The organism is Aestuariimicrobium kwangyangense DSM 21549 (genome assembly GCF_000421525.1).
Lineage (GTDB): Bacteria > Actinomycetota > Actinomycetes > Propionibacteriales > Propionibacteriaceae > Aestuariimicrobium > Aestuariimicrobium kwangyangense.
Map to the genome: position 1 here is coordinate 173,511 of NZ_ATXE01000004.1, position 21,053 is coordinate 194,563.

Genomic DNA, 21,053 nt, shown 5'->3' on the forward strand with positions numbered 1-21,053 from the left:
GTTCATAAGTTTTTCCACATAACAAATTCTCGACGAGGAGACCCCATGACGCTCACCCCCACCCGCGAAGACAAGTTCAGCTTCGGCCTCTGGACCGTCGGCTGGACGGGGACCGACCCCTTCGGCACCAGCACCCGACGCGCCCTCGACCCCTGGGAGTACGCCGACAAGCTGGCCGAGCTCGGGGCCTGGGGCATCACCTTCCACGACAACGACGTCTGGGACTTCGACGCCACCGACGAGGAGCGCAGCGACCGCGTCGCCAAGCTGAAGTCGGCGGCGGACGCCGCCGGCCTGGTGATCGAGATGGTCACCACCAACACCTTCAGCCACCCGGTGTTCAAGGACGGTGGCTTCACCTCGAACGACCGCTCCGTGCGCCGCTTCGGGCTGCGCAAGGTGCTGCGCAATGTCGACCTCGCCGCCGAACTGGGCGCCTCGACCTTCGTCATGTGGGGTGGCCGTGAGGGCGCCGAGTACGACTCGTCCAAGGACCTGTTCGCCGCCCACGAGCGCTACCGCGAGGGTCTCGACACGGTGGCCGGCTACATCAAGAGCCAGGGCTACGACCTGCGCATCGGGCTGGAACCCAAGCCGAACGAGCCCCGCGGCGACATCTTCCTGCCCACCATCGGGCACGCGCTGGCGATGATCTCGGTGCTCGAGCACGGCGACATCGTCGGGCTCAACCCCGAGGTGGGTCACGAGCAGATGGCCAACCTCAACTACACCCACGGTCTGGCCCAGGCGCTGCAGTGCGGCAAGCTCTTCCACATCGACCTGAACGGCCAGAAGGGCCTGAAGTACGACCAGGACCTGGTGTTCGGGCACGGCGACCTGCTGAGCGCCTTCTTCACCGTCGACCTGCTCGTGAACGGCTTCGCCGCCTCTCCCGACGCGCCGCGCTACGAGGGCCCGATCCACTTCGACTACAAGCCGAGCCGCACCGAGGGCATGGAGGGCATCTGGGACTCGGCGAAGGCCAACATGGAGACCTTCCTGATGCTCAAGAAGAAGGCCCAGGCCTTCCGAGCCGACCCCGAGGTGCAGGCGCTCATGCGTGAGGCCAGCATCTTCGAGTTGGCCGAGCCCACGTTGGGCAGTGACGAGGACGTGGCCACCTTCCTGGCCGCCGTTGAGCCGTTCGACGCTGCCGCCAAGGGCGAACGCGAGTACCACTACGTGCAGTTGCACCAGTTGGCCCTGCGCCACCTGATCGGCTGAACGTCGATGGCCGTCACGTCCCGTCACCCCGCTGTCCGCACGCTCGTGGCAGGGGTCGACTCCTCGACCCAGTCGTGCAAGGTGCTGGTCTGCGATGCCGCCACCGGTGAGGTCGTCCGGGAGGGTCGTGCCGACCATCCCGACGGCACGGCGGTGCACCCCGACGCCTGGTGGGCGGCACTCGAGCTGGCCGCGGCACGGGCCGGGGGGCTGGACGACGTGGCGGCCATCTCGGTCGGGGGGCAGCAGCACGGTCTGGTGGCCCTCGACGGGCACGGCGAGGTCGTCCGCGAGGCCCTCTTGTGGAACGACACCCGCTCCGCCGACGCTGCTCGTGACCTGGTGGACGATCTGGGCGGCGGGGCTGCCTGGGCCTCCGCGGTGGGCTCGGTCCCAGTGGCCAGCCTGACGATCTCGAAACTGCGCTGGCTGGCTGACGCGGAACCCGACAACGCTGCCCGCACGGCCGCGGTCTGCCTGCCCCATGACTGGCTCACCTGGAAGCTCCTGGGTGCCACCGTGCAGCACGAGGGCCCGTTCGACGCGTTGGTCACGGATCGCTCGGATGCCTCGGGCATGGGCTGGTTCGACCCGGTGACCAATGAGTACCGACGAGACCTGGTGGCGTTGGCCCTGCGCGACGAGGATGCCGCGCGGCGACTGGCCCTGCCGAGGGTGCTGGGCCCGCACGCATCCGCGGGACGCGCTCGCCTGGTGGCCCCGGGAGCGGTCGTGGGCCCGGGCTGCGGTGACAATGCCGGAGCCGCGCTGGGACTCGGCCTCGAGCCGGGAGCGACCAGCGTCTCACTGGGCACCTCGGGTGTGGTGGCCGCCGTGTCGGCCCGTCCCACCCACGATGCCAGCGGGCTCGTGACCGGCTTCGCCGACGCCTCGGGCGGGTTCCTCCCGCTCGCCTGCACCCTGAACGGTTCCCGGGTGCTCGACCACGTGTGCGGGCTGCTGGGGGTGACCCATGACGAGCTGTCAGACCTAGCCCTGGCGGCGTCCCCCGGAGCGGGTGGGTTGGTGCTGGTGCCGTGGTTCGACGGTGAGCGCACCCCCAACCTGCCCACGGCCACGGCGAGCCTGCACGGCATGACCCTCGCCTCGACGACGCGCGAGAACTACGCGCGCGCCGCCGTCGAAGGGGTGCTGTGCCTGATGGGTGCGGGCATCGAGGCCGTCCGCGCCCAGGGTGTCGACGTGGACCGGGTGAGCCTGATCGGCGGCGGCGCGAAGTCGCAGGCCGTCCGGCAGCTGGCACCCGAGGTGCTCGGGGTGCCGGTGGACCTGCCACCCACGGCCGAGTACGTGGCGCTGGGGGCGGCCAGACAGGCCGCCTGGGTGCTCTCCGCACAGGACCAACCGCCCCGCTGGACGATCCCGGGGACCACCACGCTGAGCCCCGACGACGAGGCGAGGGAGCGGGGCGCCACGATTCGCGCACGCTACGCCCGATTCGCCGATCAGCAGGCGGGTCTCGTCAGAGACTGAGGGAATCGCCCGACCGACAGGGCGGCGCCGCTCACGCCAGGTTGCGCACCAGCGTCCAGATGTTCTCGCCGTCGGCACGACGGTAGCTCATCTCGTCCAGCACCGCCCGGGAGAGCGCCAGCCCACGACCACTCTCGTCCAGCTGGTCGGCCGAGTCCTGGGAGAACTGCGGGATGGCGTCGCTCGCCTCCCGCATGTGGGCGACGATGCGGTCGGGGCGGACGCCCAGCGTGAAGCGGTAGACCACCTTGCCCTTCGGACGACCGTGCTCGACGACGTTGCCGGCGACCTCGATGACGGCGGTCTCGAACATCATCAGGTCGCCCGGGTCGAGGTGCGGGTGGTCCGCGGCCACGCGCTCGAGCAGGTCGTGCAACTCGTTGATGGACTCCGGGACCGCCAGTCCGGCCATCTCGTAGTCGTCAGGCATGTGACCAGCCATCCGTGGCCTCCTTGACCGTGGCGTACGGGCGCAGCACCCGGTTGAGGTTCGTGAGCTGCAGCACCGTGAGCACCTGCTGGGAGGGTCCGGCGATCCGCAGGTCGCCCCCGGCCTGTCGGGCGTCCTTGAGTCCACCGACGAGCGCACCCAGACCGGACGAGTCGATGAACGAGGTGTCAGCGAGGTCGATGACGACCCTGGTACCGCCCTCGGCGATGGTGGACTTCAATGCGGCCCGCAACGATGGCGCCGAGACCATGTTCAGTCGTCCGTCGCAGCCGATGACGGCAACTCCGTCGCGATGGTCCTTGTGGATGTCCATGTCAGTCCTCCTGTGAGTCGGGGGTGGATGGTTGGGGTCCGGATGATTGCGCTTACGATGACGACGTTGCGGGTGATGACGGTGCCGGGCGGTACAGCGCCGCCTTGAAGATGACACTCATGACGAGCAGGTCGTAGGCGACCCACGCGACGTTGACACCGGTGCCGACGATGCTCGAGGCCGAACCGGTCCACAGCCTCACGACGCCGATGACGCAGGCGACGACCAGCACCACGGTCGCGATCAGCTGAGGCAGCACCAGCCGCCACGGGAACGAGTCTCCACCCTGGCGGGTCTTCGGCGTCACGGCGAAGCCCAGCGGACGACCCCACAGCACGTTGGCTGTCGCGGTCCAGCAGGCGCGGATCCAGACGGGGAAGAGCGCAAAGCTGTACTGCTGCCCGCGCCAGGTCTTCACCCCGTAACCCACCACGGCGAAGAGCAACTGGTTGGCGATGATGTAGGGCAGGAAGCGCTGCAGGAACTCCATTCCGAACGCCTGCACCGGCAGCACCCCGGCGACCAGGTAGAGCACCGGCGCGAGCATGAAGACGACCGCCGCGAATCCCGACAGGTAGCTCCACATGGTCGCGAAGTACATCAGCCGCTGACCCAGCGACAGTCCGCGCTGCACCAGGGGGTTCTCGCGCACCATCACCTGGATGGTGCCCTGTGCCCACCGCAGGCGCTGGGTCAGCATGGTCCCCAGGTCCTCCGGTGCGAGCCCCCGGGCCAGCGTCTCGTGGTGGTACACCGACGACCAGCCGGCAGCGTGGAGCCGCATGCAGGTGGCCATGTCCTCGGTCACCGAGATGGTCGCCAGTGGCAGCAGGGGTTGGGCCTCGTGACCACGATCGACGTCGACCGCCCCGACGAGGGCCTTGACCGATTCCAGTGCGCCCAGTGGGGAGAACTCGCGCCTCGACAACTCGTCCAGGGCCACCTCGTCGACGATCACCCCACCCAGCTCGCCGTCCATCTCGACCGGCAGATCGGTCAGCGCCTTCAGGTCGGCCTCGATGGCGGCCAGGTCCTCCTGCACCACCGAACGCGAGGCGACGTCGACGGCCCGGTGGAAGTCCCAGGTGAGCGACGAGAGGTCATCCCCGTCGGAGAGCCGCTTGTGGGCGACGTTGAGGGCCGCGCTCACCGACTCGACGGCGCGTACCGTGGGCGCGCCGTAGCGGCCGGCAGTGCGCGCCGTGCGCCGGAGGATGCGCTGGGCGGCACGCATGGCCTGCCGCACCCCCGTCTCGACCTCCTTGACGTAGCCGACGATGCCGAGCTGCATCAGGGCCTCACGACGGATGACGGCATTCGAGCCGCAGAAGAAGGCGGCGTTCCAGCCGTCCTTGCCCTGCTGGATGGGGCCGTAGAACAACGGCGCCTGGCTGCCGAGTGGGTCGCAGTCGGTGACGTTGGAGAACCACTGCGGGGTCTGTACGAGCGCGACCTTGGGGTCGTCGAAGTAGCCGAGCGTGCGATCGAGGATCTGGGGGTCGGGCACCTGGTCGGCGTCGAGGATGAGCAGGAACTCGCCCTCGGTCACGAACAGCGCATTGTTGAGGTTTCCGGCCTTCGCGTGGCGCGGGCGGTCGATCCAGTCGTCACTGCGGGTGATGTAGCCGACCCCGGCCACCTCCGCGGCTCGCTGCATCTCGGGGCGGGCACCGTCGTCCAGCACCCAGGTCTGGTGCGGGTGGCTGATCTTCTGGGCGGCCCGAGCGGTCGCCATCACCATCTCGACGGGCTCGTTGTAGGTCGTGATCAGCACGTCGACCGTCGCCCCGGCCGGGGCCGGGTCGGGTTCCCCGCGCAGCCGGAGCCGCCAGACCGTGAGGCCGAACAGGTAGGCGTCGATCAGCGCATAGGTCTCGGCCAGCACCAGCGGTACCGCGATCCACCAGTTGTGCCAGTTGACCGAGAACAGCCACCTCCAGCCCACGTAGACGGTGCCGAAGGTGAGCGTGAGGACGACCATGATCCTGGTCAGCAGAAGGCGGGTCATGTGGGCTCCCGTCGGAGGACGACCACCGTGGCGTCATCGGTCATGGCGTGGGTGCTGGCGAAGGAACGGAATCGATCGACGATGACCTGGGCGCTGCCGCCCGCGTGGACGGCCTCCGCCGCACGTTCCATGGCCGCATCGACCGTGGCGAAGTGGTCGAGGAAACCGTCGCTGACGATGACCAGGGTCTCGCCGGGCGCCAGCGTGGTCTCGTGTGCGCGCCAGTGGGCGTCGCGAAGCACCCCCAAGGGCAGCCCCGAGGTCTTCAACGTGCGGTAGCTGCCCCCGGGGCCGGCGATGCCCCCCAGTCCGTGCCCGGCGTCGACGTAGCTGAGTCGTCCCGACTCCGGTTCGAGGCGGGCGCTGAAGACCGTCACGAACGCGTCCACGCTCGACAGGTCTGGCTCGAGTGCCCGGCCCGCCTTGTTGATGGTGGCCTCCTGGTCGTTGAACTGCGAGGCTCCGCGGAACATCGACCGCACCGAGGCCGCGATCAGGGCGGCCCCCACTCCCTTGCCCATGACATCGGCGACGTGGATCTGCAGACCGTGGTCGAGTGCGTACCAGTCGAAGAAGTCACCACCCACCTGTTGGGCCGGCAGGCACAGTGCTGCCAGGTCGTAGCCCTCGCAGGTCGGCGCCTGGTTCGGCATCAGGAGTTGCTGGATCTCGGCTGCCTTGGCGATGTCGCGCTGGAACGAGAGCTCACCCTCGACCCAGCGGGCCATCTCGACCAGCACCTCCTCCTCGTCCGGGGTGAGGTCACGGGGCTTGGTGTCGACGATGCACAACGCGCCGATGCGTGCGCCGTCGGGAGCGTGCAGGGGTTGGCCGGCGTAGAAACGCACTTGGGTGTCTCCGGTGACCGCCGGGTTGTCGGCGAACCGGGCGTCGTTCGTGGCGTCCTTGACCTTCATCACGGACGATCGCTGGATGGTGTGGTGGCAGAACGACTGCTCGCGTGGGCCCTCGGTGAATTCGCGGGCGAATCCGGCGTTGGCCTTGTGCCACTGGCGGTCTTCGTCGACGAGCGTGATGGCAGCCATCGGCACGTGGAAAAGGGTGCGGGCGAGGCGCACGACGCGATCGAATCGTTCCTCGCGGGGGGTGTCCAACACATTCATCGCGCGAAGCGCGCGCAAGCGTTCGGACTCGGGGGTGTCCATGGCGAGAACTATGCCTCAGGTGCGCATCAGAATTGAATCGCGGAACCCGTGTTGTTGCAGTCCGTCCGGTGGGTGAACAGAAGCGCGCGCCGCCCCCCGGCCCATGGCACTCCACCTCACCCCCAGGGGTAGGATGTGGCCAGGCCACAGGGGGCTCTGGCGCTAGGAGAAGGATTGTCAACACTGAAGGACGTCGCCCGGGAGGCGGGGGTGGCGGTGTCAACCGTGTCGCGCGCCTTCACCCATCCGGAGCGACTCAACCGTGACACCGTGGCTCGGGTGAGGGAAGTCGCCCTGCAACTCAACTACCAGGTCAATCCGCTCGCCAAGGCGCTCATCACCGGCAGGTCTCCCATCATCGGGATGCTCGTGACCAACATCACCGCGCCGTTCATGACTTCGGTGATCAAGGCGGCCCAGGCCGAGGCGTACGACCATGGCTTGTGGCTCGCGGTCGGTGACACCGACAACCAGCCCAGCCACGAGGATGAGTGGTCCCAGACCATGTCCGGCCTCGCGCAGGGCCTGATCCTGGTCGGAGCCGGCTCGGACGACGAAACCCTCCGACGCATCGCCGATCAGGCCCCGCTGGTGTTGCTCCAGCGTGAGGTCAGCGGCGTCGCCAGCCTGCGCCAGGAGTCGCGGCCGGGGCAGGTGCAGGTCGTCGAGCACCTGCTGCACCTGGGGCACGAACGACTGGCCTACCTGCCGGGCCCCGAGCAGTTCTGGATCTCCCGGCACCGACTGGCCACCCTCCGTGCGGTGTGTGCGGAGTTGGGTGCAGAGCTCGTGGTCATGCCTCACTCGCCACCCGAGTTGGCCGCCGCACGTGACCTGACGACAGCCGTGCTCGAGACCGGGGCGACGGCCGCACTCTGCTTCAACGACATGATGGCCCAGGGCGTGGTGGTGGGTTTGCACCAACTCGACCTTCGGGTCCCACGACATCTCTCGGTCGTCGGCCATGACAATGAGCTGACGCGCATGTCAGTACCGGCGCTGACCACCATCCACGGTCACGCCATCGAACTGGGCCAGCGGGCGATCCGAAGGCTCCTGGCCGACGAGGGGCTCACCCGGGCCAACGAGACGCTGGACTCGACGGCGGTCTTCCGTGAGTCCACCGGCCCGCGGCCCTCGACGCTCAGGGTTGCAGCCGCGGCCCGCTGAGCGCCGCCTGCCTGGCTCGACTCGAGGAACGGACGACCAAGGTGGGCGCCAGCAGCTCGCGCACCGGCGGGGCACCGCCGATCATCGCCCACAACACCTCGATGCTCCGCTCCCCCACCTCGGCGAAGGGTTGCCGGATGGTCGTCAGCGAGGGGGAGAAGTGGTCGGCCCCGTCGACGTCGTCAAACCCCACCACGGCGATGTCGTCCGGCACGCTGACCCCGGCATGGGCCAGACCCCTCATCAGCCCGAGCGCCACCTGGTCGTTGGCACAGAACACGGCGTCGGGTCGTGGGTGAGCCGCGAGCACCGCCGCGGCAGCGGCGTAGCCGTCACCAGCAGACCATCCCCCGGGCAGCAGGTCACCGCGGACTCCCAGTCGCGCTGTCTCCTCCTGCCAAGCAGCGGCACGCACGTCCGAGTCGAACCAGCCCTGGGGACCGGCCACGTGGGTCACCCGGCGCCGTCCCTCCGCGACCAACTCCTCGACCGCCATTCGTGCGCCGGCGGCGTGGTCGACGCCGATCACCGACACGCGTGGGTCGTCGAAGTGCGGGGCGATGACGCACACCGGCAGGTCGTCGGCGAGGGTCGAGGCCAGCGCAGCGGTGGGTGGTCCGACGGCGATGAAGACGACACCTTGCACGCCCATCACCCTGAACCGCTCCGAGGTGGCGTGGGCCGCCTCGAGGTCGGCCTCCGGCAGGGTGCCGATGACGGTGGCGAAGGAATGGGCGTGGGCGGCCCGGTCGATCGCTGCGAGCAGGTGGTTGGGGCCGAACAACGCATTGCCGGGTGAGACCGCGCCGATCAGGCTGGTCGTCGTACCCCGGACGAGGGCGCGCGCCGCAAGGTTGGGTCGGAACCCGAGCTCGCGGATCGCCTCCTGCACGCGCAGCCGGGTCGGTTCGCGCACCAGCTCGGGAGCGTTCAACACCCGCGAAACGGTCTGGTGCGAGACCCCCGCCCGCTGCGCCACCTGGGCCATCGACACGGCACGCCCGTTCCTCATGCGTGGCTCCTCCCTCACTGCCCGTCACGCGGCCCCGGACGGGCCCGGTCTCAGCCGGCGAGCCTCACCATCGTCCACGACACGGGGGGAAGCTCGATCGCCAGGGTGCCGTTCTCCCACTGGGCGGAGTCATTGGCGCTCGGCAGCACGCTCTGGTCGTCGGCACGGGCCGTCCAGTAGGGGTCGTCGGAGGTGTAGGTGAGCGCCTCCGACAGGGTCGCCGCCCCCGAGCGCACGGCCGCCTCGAGGTTCACCGTCTGGTCGACGGATCGATTGACGAGGAAGACGACCGTCGCCCCCGTGTCCGGGTCGTGGGTCGCGACGGCATCGACCATGTCGACCTCACCGAACTTCGCTGTCTTGACCCGGGGTGAGTCGAGCGCCACCCGCAGCACGTCACCCTTGGCGTGGCGCGCAGTCAGGGCGAACGGGTGGAAGGTCGTCTGCCGCCAGGCGGCGCCACCGGGTTCGGTCATGATCGGCGCGATCACGTTGACGAGTTGGGCCAGGTTCGCCGAGAACACCCGATCGGAGTGGCGCAGCAGCGAGATCAGCAGGTCTCCGACAACGACGGCGTCGGCCACGGTGTAGTGGTCCTCGAGCAGCACCGGTGCGATCGGCCACTCGTCACCCGTGGGCGGACGGGACTCCGCACGCTGCTGGTACCAGACATTCCACTCGTCGAAGCTGATCCCGACCACCTTGTCGCTCTTGCGCGCCGCCGCCACGGCGTCCGCCGTCGCCGCGACCGACTCGATGAACCGGTCCATGTCGACGGCACTGGCCAGGAAGCTGGCCAGGTCACCGGACTCGTCCTCGTAGTAGTAGGCGTGGGCCGAGACCATGTCGACCTGCTCCCAGCACTCCTCCAGGACGACCCGCTCCCACTCACCGAAGGTGGGCATCGCCCGCGACGAGGAGCCACAGGCCACCAGTTCCAGGTCCGGGTCGATCATGCGCATGGCCCGGCCGGCCTCCGCCGCGATCCGTCCGTACTCCTCGGCGGTCTTGTGGCCGATCTGCCAGGGGCCGTCCATCTCGTTGCCGAGACACCACAGCTTGATCCGGTACGGGTCGGCCACGCCGTTGGCCCGACGCTGCTCGGCGAAGTGCGAACCGGCAGGCACGTTGGTGTACTCCAGCAGGTCGAGCGCCTCCTGCACCCCCCGGGTACCGAGGTTGATGGCCATCTGGGGTTCGACGTGGGCCAGTTCGCACCACGCCATGAACTCATCGACGCCGACACGGTTGGGCTCCATCGAGTGCCAGGCGAGGTCGAGCCGGGAGGGACGTCGGTCGACCGGACCGACACCGTCCTCCCAGCGGTACCCCGAGACGAAATTGCCCCCGGGGTAGCGGATCAGGGTGACCCCCAGTTCACGCACCAGGTCGAGCACGTCGCCGCGCCACCCCCCGGCCACGGCAGTGGGGTGGTCGGGCTCATGGATGCCGGTGTAGACACAGCGACCCAGGTGCTCGACGAAGGAGCCGAAGGTGCGGCGGCGCACCGGGGCAACGGTGAACGCAGGGTCGATGACGAGGCTGGCGACCGCCATGGTCGTGCTCCTTCCGGATGGGCTGGATGCGTCCGCGTGGGGTGGTCCGCATCGGTGGCCCTTGGTGTGCATTCCTGTGCGACGACACTCCCCCGCTCGGACAGTGCTTGTCAAGGAGGACGGCCCATCGATGTGAACGCTCACAATTTTGCCCGGAATCCCTTGACACGGCCCGGGGGAAGATGTTTCGTTTTGGGTGCACCGAGACCCAAAGGAGGGTCAGAACCATGCACGTGCCCGATCCACAGCCACGTTTGATGAGTCCATCCGGTGGCTTCCCACACCTCAGTCGTCGCGGTCTGCTCGCAGGTGCCGCGACCGTCGGCCTGTCCGGCTCACTGGCCGGTTGCAGCACCTTGTCAGCCGGCCTCGCCGGCGGCGAGGTCGCCCCCGGCACCGTCCAGTTCTGGAACCTGTTCGGCGGCGGCGACGGCGCTCGCCTGCAGGGCATGCTCGACGTCTACCGCAAGGCCCACGGGCCCAACTCGCTCGAAGCGGCGACCTTCAGCTGGGGCAACCCGTACTACACGAAGGTCACCCTCGCCACGTTGGGCGGGCATCCGAGTGACGTGGCCATCTCGCACGCCACCCGCGCGGTCAACCTGGCCCGCGGCGGCCTGCTCGAGCCGATCACCGACGACATGCTCGCCCTGGCGGGGCTGAAGCCGACCGACTTCAGCGAGATCCCGTGGAAGGCGGGCCAGGTCGACGGCCAGCAGTACACGATCCCCCTCGACACGCACCCCTTCGTCCTCTACTACAACGTGGACGTCTGCCAGAAGGCGGGCCTGATGGACGGTGACAAGCTCAAGCCCATCGTCGGACTCGACCAGTGGGAGGCCGCGCTCACGGCCGCCAAGAAGGTGACCGGACAGTTCGGCTGCGCGGTGCCGACGATCGGCGACACCGCGAGCTGCTGGCGTTGGCTCACCACGCTCTACCACCAGCAGGAAGGCGCCACCCCCTTCCTCTCAGACGGGGGTCGCGACCTGTCGTGGAACGAGGACCTGGCGCTGAAGACCCTGACGCTCATGCAGAAGTGGACGAAGGCGGGGCTGATGCCCAAGAACACCGACTACCCGGGAGCGCAGACGCTGATGTTCACGGGCAAGGCTGGGTTCTACCTGATGGGCGTCTGGGAGATCACGACGGCGCAGTCCATCAAGGGACTGAAGTTCGGCATGACAGCCATCCCCACCCTGTTCGACAAGGCCGCCACCCAGGGCGACTCGCACACCTTCGTGCTGCCGAGGATGAACCGGGACGAGGCGCAGCTCAAGCGAGCGATGGGCTTCGTGAAGGCGATGCTCGACCAGTCCATCGCCTGGGCCAAGGGTGGCCACGTGCCCGCCTACGTGCCGGCCGTGCAGTCGAAGGAGTTCACCAGCCTCGAGCCGCAGAAGAACTACGCCGACGTGGTCAAGACGGTCACCTACGACGCACAGGCCTGGTACTCGGGTTCCGGCTCGACCTTCGAGAACATCATCGGCGCACAGATCGGACTGGTCGAACAGGGACTCACGAGCCCCCAACGGGCCCTCGACTCCGCCCGGAGTCAACTGTCCACCTACGCCAAGACCGCAGACCCGCTGGGCTGAGAGGAGGACCACCAATGAGCACCACCACCGCTGTTGCCCGGTCGGAGGAGACCGGTAGGGGGAAGACGGGCGAGGCCGCCCCCAGGGAGACCAGGATCGCCTGGGCCTTCCTGGCCCCGTTCGCCGTCCTGTACGTGCTGTTCCTGATCTGGCCCGTCATCTACATGGTCATCTCGAGCTTCTTCAACACCACTCTCGTGCACAAGGGTCTCGGCTCATTCGCCGGCGGCGCCAACTACGCCGAGATGCTCTCGAAGCACGAATTCTGGGTGGCCATGTGGAACACCATCTGGTTCACCATCCTGACCGTCGTCCCGTTGGTCCTGCTGGCGTTCGTGCTGGCCATTCTCGCCAATCGGGTGCGCCGGGGCCAGTGGTTCTTCCGGCTGGCCTTCTTCCTGCCGTTCATCCTGCCCAGCGCGGCGATCGGCATCATCTGGAACTTCATCTACACCCCCGACAGTGGGTTGTGGAACCAGGTGCAGAAGTGGTTCGGCAATGACTCACCGTCACCGGTCCTGGCCACCCCGCACCTGGCCATGATCGGCATCGCCATCGCCACCATCTGGTGGACGATCGGGTTCAACTTCGTGCTCTACCTCGCCGGTCTGCAGGACATCCCCCGAGAGCTCTACGAGGCCGCAGCCGTCGACGGGGCGACCCCGTGGCAGCAGATCCGCAGCATCACGGTGCCCATGTTGAGCCCGACCACCCAACTGGTGGTGCTGCTGCAGATCATCGCCAGCCTGAAGATCTTCGACCAAGTGTACCTGATGACCGGGGGCGGCCCGGGCATCTCGACAGAGGTGGTGCTGCAGCTGGTCACCAACACTGCCTTCACCGACTACCGCGTCGGTGCCGCATCGGCCGCCTCGGTGCTGTTGTTCCTCGTCATCCTGATCGTGGCCCTCGTCCGTGTCGCCATCGACCGGATCCGTTCGAGGAAGGAAGCCTGATGTCCACCACATCCGCACCCCGCCGGACCCGCGGTGTCTCGGCGGCAGCTCCCCCGGCTCGGCAACCCGGCTCGAAGGGCTCGGGACGAAGCTTCGGCATCATCGCCTGGACCGTGCTCATCATCTTCTCGATCATCTGGCTGATCCCCAGCTTCTGGGCGATCAAGACCTCTCTGACGGCGAACTCCACCGCATCGCTCGGCGCCATCCCCATCGTCAAGGACTGGCATCTCACCACCGCCTCGTACCAGACCCTGCTGAAGGGCGGCGACATCTGGCAGTGGTACCTCGCCAGCGCCGTGACCGGCGTCGTCACGGTCTTCCTGAGCATGCTCGTGTGCACCATGGCGGGTTATGCCCTGTCGCGCATGAAGTTCAAGGGGTCAGCGGTGATGATGGGCCTGATCGTGCTCGGCGTGATGATCCCCGGCCAGGTGCTGATCGTCCCGCTGTTCGCCCTGCTCAACCAGCTGGGCATCCTGGGCACCTACTGGTCGGTGATCCTCCCGCAGGTTCCGCAGGTGCTGGCCGTGTTCGTCTTCAAGCACTTCTTCGACTCCCTGCCCAAGGACTTCGAGGAGGCTGCCCGCATCGACGGTGCCGGCTACTGGCAGACCTACACCCGCATCCTGTTGCCGCTGTCACGGCCGGTGATCGCGGCCATGTCGATCGTCACCTTCGTCGGCGTCTGGAACAACCTGCTGCTGCCGCTGTTCGTGCTGACCAACCCGAAGCTGATGACCATCCCCGTGGGCCTGGCCACCGTGCAGGGATCCTTCGGTCAGCGCTACGCCGACATCCAGGCATCGTCCATCCTGGGCGCACTGCCGCTGATCATCCTGTTCCTGATCTTCCAGCGACAGGTCGTCGAAGGGGTGGCGGGCTCCGGCATCAAGGGCTGACCCGCCGGTGGGCCGTGACACACTGACGCCGTGCTGACCGTGACCGTCAAGGTGCCCAGTGACCTCACTGAGGTCGTGCTGGGACTGTGTGAGGGCGACGTCGCCATCTCGTCGGTGGCGGTCGCCCGCGGCCAGACCGTCATGCCACCCGGCGACGTGATCACCATCGACATCGCCCGCGAGGCTGGGGACGGACTGCTGCAGAGACTGCGGGAGGCGCAGGTGCCCCAACACGGCACCGTGCTCGTGCAGCCCGTGGCGACGTGGCTCTCGAGCCGGGGGCTGAGGTCTGAGCGGGCCGCCCCCGGCGACGGCACCGACGCGGTGCTGTGGGCCGAGGTGGTGCAGGGGCTGCGTGCCGACTCCCAGTTCACCTGGGTGTTCGCCACCACCATCTGCATGGCCACCCTGCTGGCCGCTGTCGCGATCGTGCTCGACTCCCCGATCCTGGTGGTCGGCGCGATGATCCTCGGCCCCGAGTTCGGGGCCATCGCCGGAACCGCGGTGGGGTTGCTGCGCGGTCGACGCGGCATGGTCGGACGAGCAGTGGCCACCCTGCTGGGCGGGTTCGGCCTGGCCATGGCCGTCACGGCGTTGTTCGGCGTGATCTGCCGCGGGTTGGGCTGGATCACCTCCGACCAGGTGACGGGTGCTCGTCCGGCGACCGCCTTCATCTACTCCCCCGACAAGTGGTCGATCATCGTGGGACTGATCGCGGCCTCGGCGGGTGTGCTCGCCATCACCTCGGGCAAGCGCGACGGCCTCTCGGGTGCGTTCGTGTCGGTGACGACCATCCCCGCGGCCGCCAACGTGGCGCTCGGTCTGGTCTTCGGCGCCTGGCCGGAGGTGATCGGCAGTGGTTTGCAGTTGGCGATCAACCTCACGGCCATGACCGTGGCGGGCTGGTTGACCCTGGTCGTGCAGCAACGCCTGTGGGCCCGCGTGCGTGCCACCTGGCACGCCCGGCGCCGCCCCTGACGTAGGTCCTCGCCGCGGTGACCAGTCTTGCCGAACACCTTGACAGGAGATTACTCCAAGACTTGGATTAAACGAGCACCGTTGCTCCCCTGCCCCGGCAGAAACAGGATTGGTTCCTCATGCACGACTTCGTCGCCCGCACCGAACACCGCCTCACCCGCTTCATCAACGAGCGTCTGCGCCAGCAGTTGTACCGGGACCGGGCCCGGGTCGAGGTCACCCACTGGGAGGCACCCGACGAACCGGTCAGTTTCGCCGAGGCCACTGCCCAGACGTTCGCCCCCTTCGAGGTGGGCACCCCCTGGGGGCCTCCGTGGGGAACCGTCTGGTTCCACGTCACCGGCACCGTGTCAGTCGGGTGGGGCAAGGAGGCCGACACGCGGCCCGAACTGCACGTCGACCTCGGTTTCGCCGGCGGGGGAACGGGGTTCACCTGCGAGGCCAACGCGTGGTCGGCCCAAGGCACCCTGATCAAGGCGCTCGAGCCGATGAACCGCTACGTCACCCTCGATGCCGGCCCCGGGGAGTCGTTCGAACTGTTCATCGAGGCTGCCGCCAACCCCGTCGTCCCCTCGTTCAACTGGTACCAACCCACCCCGGTCGGCGACAAGGCCACTGCTGGCACTGACCCCATCTACGTGGTGAACACCCTCGAGGTGGCCCTGCTCGACACCGGCGTGTGGGAGTTGTCGCAGGACGTCGACGCCCTGCGCGGGCTGATGCTGGTGCTGCCGGCCGAGTCGACCCGCCGCCACCAGATCCTGTCAGCCCTCGAAGACATGATGGACGCCGTCGACCCGCACGACCTGGCCGGCACCGCTGCCCGCGGGCGGGAGGTGCTCCGTCCCGCCCTCGAGTCACCGGCCGGGCGCAGTTCCCACGTCGTGCACGCCACCGGCCATGCGCACATCGACTCGGCCTGGTTGTGGCCGGTGCGCGAGACCATCCGCAAGTGTTCACGTACGTTCTCGAACGTCATCGCCCTGATGGACGAGGACCCCGACCTCACCTTCGCCTGCTCGTCCGCCCAGCAGTACGAGTGGGTGCGCGACCACTACCCCGAATTGTTCGAGCGCATCCGCGAGAAGGTGGCCGAGGGACGATTCGTGCCGGTCGGCGGCATGTGGGTCGAGTCCGACACCAACATGCCGGGTTCCGAGGCGATGGTCCGCCAGTTCGTGCTCGGCACCCGCTTCTTCATCGACGAGTTCGGGTTCGAGCCCAAGGACGTCTGGCTGCCAGACAGCTTCGGCTACTCCGGTGCGATGCCGCAGATCGCCCGGGCTGCCGGCAAGGACTCCTTCCTCACCCAGAAGATCAGCTGGAACGACACGAACACCTTCCCGCACCACACGTTCTGGTGGGAGGGGATCGACGGCTCGCGCATCTTCACCCACTTCCCGCCCTCCGACACCTACAACTCCCACCTCTCCGCCGAGGAACTGGCCCGCTCGGAGCGGCAGTTCCGTGAGAAGGGACGAGCCACCCACGCACTCGTCCCCTTCGGTTGGGGGGACGGGGGTGGTGGCCCCACCCGAGAGATGATGGCTGCCGCCCGGCGCAAGGCCGATCTGGAGGGGTCACCCAAGGTGGTGGTCGACACCCCCGCCGAGTTCTTCGCGGCCGCCAAGGCCGAGCACGGCCACCTCGACACGTGGACCGGGGAGATGTACCTCGAGTACCACCGCGGCACCTACACCTCGCAGCACCGCACCAAGGCCGGCAACCGGCGCTCGGAGCACCTGCTGCGCGAGGCCGAACTCTGGTGGACGACCGCTGTCGTCCGTGAGGGTGCGACGTGGCCCAAGGAACAGTTCGACCGGCTCTGGAAGCAGGTGCTGTTGCAGCAGTTCCATGACATCCTTCCCGGGTCGTCCATCGCCTGGGTGCACCACGAGGCCGAGCAGCACTACGGGGCGATCGCCGCCGAACTGGAGGAACTGATCGCCGAGGCCGGTCGCATCCTGCTGGGCGCCGGTGAGACCCCGTTCGTGCTGAACGCTCGCCCGTTCGCCGACCACGGTGTGCCGGCGCTCGGCGTCGCCGCGGCCACCGAACCGCGCATCGCGGAGGTCGCGTCGTCCGGTGACGGGTTCACGCTCAGCAACGAGGCGCTGCTGGTCGAACTGGACGCCAACGGATTGGTGACCCGGCTGTTCGACAGGCGTGCCGGCCGCGACCTGCTCCCCCCGGGCCAGGTCTCGAACCTGCTGCAGTTGCACCGCGACATCCCCAACGAGTGGGACGCCTGGGACATCAACTCCCACTACAAGCAGGTGACCCGCGACCTCACCGAGGTGGTGTCGATCGCGACGGTTCCGGGCGGTGTGGTGATCGAGCGGAGCACCGGAGCCTCGTCCATCACCGAGACGGTGACGCTGGACGAGGCAGGGTTGCACCTCGACTTCGACATCGACTGGCACGACCGGCAGAAGCTGCTCAAGCTCACCCTGCCGTTCGCCCTGCACGCACGCGAGGCCACCAGTGAGATCCAGTTCGGGCACCTGGCCCGTCCGACCTCGGTGAACACGTCGTGGGATGCGGCCCGCTTCGAGACCGTCGCCCACCGCTGGCTGCACGTGTCCGAGCCCGGGTACGGGGTGGCGCTCGCCAACTCCTGCACCTACGGCTACGACACCCTGCGCACGACCGATGGTGACGGCAACTCGGTCACCACCGTCCGTCCATCCCTGCTGCGGGCCCCGATGTTCCCCGATCCGGATGCCGACCAGGGTCATCACCAGCTGTCCTTCCTGCTGGTGCCCGGCGCCGAGGTGGGTGACGCGGTCGAGGCCGGTTACGCCGAGAACCTGCCCACGCGGGTACTGGCGGGTGCCCACGGGGTCGACCCGCTGGTCACCATCGACAATCCCGCCGTGGTGGTGGAGGCCGTGAAGCTCGCCGAGGACGGCTCCGGTGACGTGGTCGTGAGGCTCTACGAGTCGCGTGGGGGACGAGCGGCCGCCGTCCTCGGCGTCGGTTTCGAGCACGGCCCGGTCGTCGCCACCGACCTGCTGGAGCGACCGCTGGCCACCGGGACCCGGAGCCCGCTGGTGGGTCAGGACCGGCTGGAGCTGCGGCCGTTCGAGATCGTCACCCTGCGGATCGGCCGGGCCTGACTCAGAGCACCTCCCCGGGGCGGTACGACGCCGCCTCGGGGTGGGCGGCCGCCAACTCGCCGATGCGGGCCACGAGGTTGGCCACCTGGGACCGGGCGGCCCCCGACAGCTCCAGCGGATCGGTGACCATGGCCTCGAGCTGTTGCTTCGACAGACCCAGCCGCGAGTCTGCACCCAGCCGGTCGAGCAGGTCGTTCGTGCGGGCGCCCGACTCGCGCATGCCCAGCGCCACGGCCACCGCGTTCTCCTTGATGGCCTCGTGTGCGGTCTCTCGTCCCACGCCGGCGCGCACCGCTCCCATCAGGATCTTGGTGGTGGTGAGGAACGGCAGGTAACGAGCCAGCTCGGCCTCGATGACGGCAGGGAAGGCCCCGAAGTCGGTCAGCACGGTCAGGAAGGTCTCGAAGAGTCCGTCGAGGGCGAAGAAGGCATCGGGCAGCGCGACGCGGCGCACCACCGAGCACGAGACGTCACCCTCGTTCCACTGGTCGCCGGCCAACTCGCCGACCATGGACACATAACCGCGAACGACCACCGCCAGCCCGTTCACCCGCTCGCAGGAGCGCGTGTTCATCTTGTGGGGCATGGCGGACGAGCCCACCTGACCCGGCTTGAACCCCTCGGTGACCAGTTCGTGCCCGGCCATCAGGCGGATCGAGGTGGCCAGGTTCGAAGGCGCCGCGGCGACCTGGGCGAGAGCGGTGACCACGTCGTAGTCGAGGGAGCGGGGGTAGACCTGCCCGGTCGAGGTGAACACCTGCCGGAACCCCAGGTGGGTCGCGATCCGCTGCTCGAGGTCGGCGAGCTTCGCCTCGTCGCCCCCCAAGAGGTCGAGCATGTCCTGGCTGGTGCCGACCGGTCCCTTGATGCCGCGGGCGGGGTAGCGTTCGATCAGTTCGTCGATGCGGCGGTGCGCCACCAGCAACTCGTCCGCGACGGTGGCGAACCGCTTGCCCAGGGTGGTGATCTGGGCGGCGACGTTGTGGGAGCGACCGGCAATGGGCTGGTCGCTGTACCGCGCCGCCAGGTCGGCGAGCATTGCCAGCGCCGCCACGATCCGGTCGCGCACGATGCGCAGCGAGGCGAGCACCTGCAACTGCTCGACGTTCTCGGTGAGGTCACGGCTGGTCATGCCCTTGTGCACGTGTTCATGCCCGGCCAGGGCGTTGAACTCCTCGATGCGTGCCTTCACGTCGTGCTTGGTGACCCGCTCGCGGGCAGCGATGGAACCAAGATCGACTCGCTCGACGACCGCCCGGTAGTCGGCGAGCACCCGGTCGACGTCCTCGGCGGCACCCTTCTCGCCGGCGAAGGTGACCCCGAGGTCGCGTTGGGCCTCGATCACCGCCAGCCACAACCGCCGTTCGGCGATGATCTTGTGTTCGGGACTCCAGATGGTGCGCATCGAGGTGGACGCGTACCGATTGGCGAGCACGTTCGGAACGGGCGCGGGGTTTGCGGAAGCGGGGGTGACAGGCGGGCGGGTGACGGACATGGTGCCTCCTCAGGCGGGGTCGCCGGCGAGCACCCGCGCGGCGATGTCACGGCGGACGAATCCGGTCGGGAAGTCGATCTCGTCGACCAGGGCATAGGCCTGGTGACGGGCGGCGGCGAGGTCGGGCCCTCGTCCGACGACGGTGAGCACCCGACCACCGGCGGCCACGAGTTGATCATGGTCTGGGTCGAGGGCGGTGCCGGCGTGGATCACCCAGGCGTCCTCGCGGTCGGGGGGCAGCATGATCGCCCCGCCCTTCGCCGGGGTGCCGGGGTAACCGTCGGCGGCCATCACCACCACGACGGCGGCTCCCGGGTGCCAGCGGACCTCGCCGAAGTCGGCGAGGGTGCCGGTGGCGGCGGCCAGCAGGAGTTGGCCGACGGGGGTCTCCACCAGTCCCATCAGGGCTTGGGTCTCGGGGTCGCCGAATCGGGCGTTGAACTCGACCACCCTCAGTCCGCGGCTGGTCATCGCCAGACCGCAGTAGAGCAGGCCCGAGAACTCGATGCCCCGAAGGTTGAGCTCGTCGAGGGTCGGGCGCGCCACCGTGGCCAGCACCTGTTCGATGATGTCGTCGGGAGCCCAGGGCAGGGGTGAGTAGGCGCCCATGCCGCCGGTGTTGGGCCCGGTGTCACCCTCACCGACCCGTTTGAAGTCCTGGGCCGGCTGCAGTCCCACGCAGGTGGTTCCGTCGGTGATGACGAAGAGGCTGATCTCCTCACCGTCCAGGTACTCCTCGATGACCACCCGGTCGCAGCCGGCAGCGTGGTCGACCGCCGCCTGCCGGTCGTGGGTGACGATGACTCCCTTTCCGGCAGCAAGTCCGTCGGCCTTCACCACGTAGGGGGCACCGAACTCGTCCAGGGCGGCCGCGACCTCGTCGGCGGTGGTGCAGACCCGCGCGTCCGCCGTCGGCACCCCCGCGGAGGCCATCACGTCCTTCGCGAAGGACTTGGAGCCCTCGAGTCGGGCGGCCTCGGCGCTCGGACCGAAGCAGGGGATGCCCGCGGTGCGCACCGCGTCGGCGACCCCCGCGACCAAGGGCGCCTCCGGCCCCACGACCACCAGGCCGACGCCCAGCTCCACCGCGAGGGCGGCGACCGCAGCGCCGTCGAGCTGGTCAACGGGGTGGTTCGTGGCGATGGTGGCCGTGCCGGGATTGCCCGGGGCGACGTGCACCGCGATCACCTGCGGGTCCTGGGCGATGGCACGGGCGAGCGCATGCTCGCGTCCGCCGGCGCCCACGACCAGCACGCTGAAGGGGGGCACACCGGGTCGCTGGGGGTTCACGGGGCCAGCCTAGTTGCTGGTCCCGCCGCGGCCGTCCAGCGCCGGTGCGCGAACATCTCCCCGTGGCGTCAACGGTGGCGGCGGCGTCAGCGGTGGCGGTGGCGGCGACGTCCCCAGCCGAAGTAGGCGACCGGACCGATCGTGTTCACGAAGGACCCCAACACCCAGGCCCATTTCGGACCCCGGATCTGCTCGGCCGGGCGCTTCTTGAGATCGCGCCACATGGCGACCTTGGCACTGAACTCGACCCCGGCAGCGATGCCGAGGACCACCTTCTCCCCCGCGGTGAGCGGGCGCTTCTGCTTGCCCATGCATCCAGCC

At 68.6% G+C, this 21,053-nt stretch carries 17 protein-coding genes; 8 read left to right on the forward strand and 9 right to left on the reverse strand.

What is annotated here, in order from left to right; genetic code table 11:
- Positions 1-45 precede the first annotated feature (45 nt).
- On the forward strand, positions 46-1,224 hold the full coding sequence (gene xylA, locus H507_RS0112745) for a xylose isomerase (RefSeq protein WP_022911083.1): 1,179 nt from the start codon (positions 46-48) through the stop codon (positions 1,222-1,224).
- A 6-nt stretch (positions 1,225-1,230) separates the two neighbouring features.
- On the forward strand, positions 1,231-2,718 hold the full coding sequence (gene xylB, locus H507_RS16800) for a xylulokinase (RefSeq protein WP_022911084.1): 1,488 nt from the start codon (positions 1,231-1,233) through the stop codon (positions 2,716-2,718).
- 31 nt (positions 2,719-2,749) lie between these two features.
- Here xylB and H507_RS0112755 read toward each other — a convergent pair whose 3' ends face one another.
- From H507_RS0112755 to H507_RS0112770, 4 genes are read right to left on the reverse strand one after another with little or no spacing between them, the layout of a single operon-like run.
- Positions 2,750-3,148 (reverse strand): ATP-binding protein, encoded by a 399-nt coding sequence (locus tag H507_RS0112755; RefSeq protein WP_022911085.1) that lies wholly within the window; start codon positions 3,146-3,148, stop codon positions 2,750-2,752.
- Complete coding sequence (locus H507_RS0112760) at positions 3,141-3,482, reverse strand: STAS domain-containing protein (RefSeq protein ID WP_022911086.1); 342 nt, start codon at positions 3,480-3,482, stop codon at positions 3,141-3,143. Before H507_RS0112760 ends, H507_RS0112755 begins: the two co-directional genes overlap by 8 nt.
- A gap of 52 nt (positions 3,483-3,534) precedes the next feature.
- Positions 3,535-5,490 (reverse strand): glycosyltransferase family 2 protein, encoded by a 1,956-nt coding sequence (locus H507_RS0112765; protein ID WP_022911087.1) that lies wholly within the window; start codon positions 5,488-5,490, stop codon positions 3,535-3,537.
- Positions 5,487-6,656 (reverse strand): PP2C family protein-serine/threonine phosphatase, encoded by a 1,170-nt coding sequence (locus tag H507_RS0112770; RefSeq protein WP_022911088.1) that lies wholly within the window; start codon positions 6,654-6,656, stop codon positions 5,487-5,489. The genes H507_RS0112765 and H507_RS0112770 overlap by 4 nt, the downstream gene beginning before the upstream one ends.
- A gap of 174 nt (positions 6,657-6,830) precedes the next feature.
- On the opposite strand from H507_RS0112770, the gene H507_RS16805 reads away from it, so the two are divergent.
- Positions 6,831-7,826, forward strand: coding sequence for a LacI family DNA-binding transcriptional regulator (locus H507_RS16805; protein ID WP_169512715.1), 996 nt, complete (start codon positions 6,831-6,833; stop codon positions 7,824-7,826).
- Here H507_RS16805 and H507_RS0112780 read toward each other — a convergent pair.
- Positions 7,801-8,838, reverse strand: coding sequence for a LacI family DNA-binding transcriptional regulator (locus tag H507_RS0112780; protein WP_022911090.1), 1,038 nt, complete (start codon positions 8,836-8,838; stop codon positions 7,801-7,803). The two genes, H507_RS16805 and H507_RS0112780, sit on opposite strands and share 26 nt — an antisense overlap.
- A 50-nt stretch (positions 8,839-8,888) precedes the next feature.
- On the reverse strand, positions 8,889-10,394 hold the full coding sequence (gene arfA, locus H507_RS0112785; RefSeq protein ID WP_022911091.1) for an arabinosylfuranosidase ArfA: 1,506 nt from the start codon (positions 10,392-10,394) through the stop codon (positions 8,889-8,891).
- A 257-nt stretch (positions 10,395-10,651) separates the two neighbouring features.
- Here arfA and H507_RS0112790 point away from each other — a divergent pair, with 257 nt between their 5' ends.
- The 5 genes from H507_RS0112790 to H507_RS0112810 all read left to right on the forward strand — a co-directional run bounded on the left by H507_RS0112790 (position 10,652) and on the right by H507_RS0112810 (position 17,947).
- The gene (locus H507_RS0112790) at positions 10,652-11,992 is read left to right on the forward strand and encodes an extracellular solute-binding protein (protein WP_040438698.1); all 1,341 of its coding nucleotides are present in this window, start codon (positions 10,652-10,654) and stop codon (positions 11,990-11,992) included.
- 14 nt (positions 11,993-12,006) lie between these two features.
- Positions 12,007-12,948 carry a carbohydrate ABC transporter permease gene (locus tag H507_RS0112795; RefSeq protein WP_022911093.1) on the forward strand — a complete coding sequence of 314 codons (942 nt, stop codon included), beginning with the start codon at positions 12,007-12,009 and terminating at the stop codon, positions 12,946-12,948.
- Positions 12,948-13,850 (forward strand): carbohydrate ABC transporter permease, encoded by a 903-nt coding sequence (locus H507_RS0112800; protein ID WP_022911094.1) that lies wholly within the window; start codon positions 12,948-12,950, stop codon positions 13,848-13,850. The genes H507_RS0112795 and H507_RS0112800 overlap by 1 nt, the downstream gene beginning before the upstream one ends.
- A gap of 30 nt (positions 13,851-13,880) precedes the next feature.
- The gene (locus tag H507_RS16810; RefSeq protein ID WP_022911095.1) at positions 13,881-14,828 is read left to right on the forward strand and encodes a DUF389 domain-containing protein; all 948 of its coding nucleotides are present in this window, start codon (positions 13,881-13,883) and stop codon (positions 14,826-14,828) included.
- Between the two features lie 119 nt (positions 14,829-14,947).
- Positions 14,948-17,947 (forward strand): alpha-mannosidase, encoded by a 3,000-nt coding sequence (locus H507_RS0112810; RefSeq protein WP_022911096.1) that lies wholly within the window; start codon positions 14,948-14,950, stop codon positions 17,945-17,947.
- 1 nt (position 17,948) lies between these two features.
- Here the strand turns inward: H507_RS0112810 and purB are convergent, their stop codons facing one another.
- From purB to H507_RS18100, 3 genes are all read right to left on the reverse strand, one after another.
- Positions 17,949-19,442: an adenylosuccinate lyase gene (purB, locus tag H507_RS0112815; protein ID WP_022911097.1), complete on the reverse strand. Its 1,494-nt coding sequence runs from the start codon at positions 19,440-19,442 to the stop codon at positions 17,949-17,951.
- A 9-nt stretch (positions 19,443-19,451) separates the two neighbouring features.
- Positions 19,452-20,711 carry a phosphoribosylamine--glycine ligase gene (gene purD, locus H507_RS0112820; protein ID WP_026378196.1) on the reverse strand — a complete coding sequence of 420 codons (1,260 nt, stop codon included), beginning with the start codon at positions 20,709-20,711 and terminating at the stop codon, positions 19,452-19,454.
- A 107-nt stretch (positions 20,712-20,818) separates the two neighbouring features.
- Entirely contained in the window at positions 20,819-21,043 is a 225-nt protein-coding gene (locus H507_RS18100; RefSeq protein ID WP_022911099.1) for a PLDc N-terminal domain-containing protein, read from the reverse strand.
- Positions 21,044-21,053: the final 10 nt, after the last annotated feature.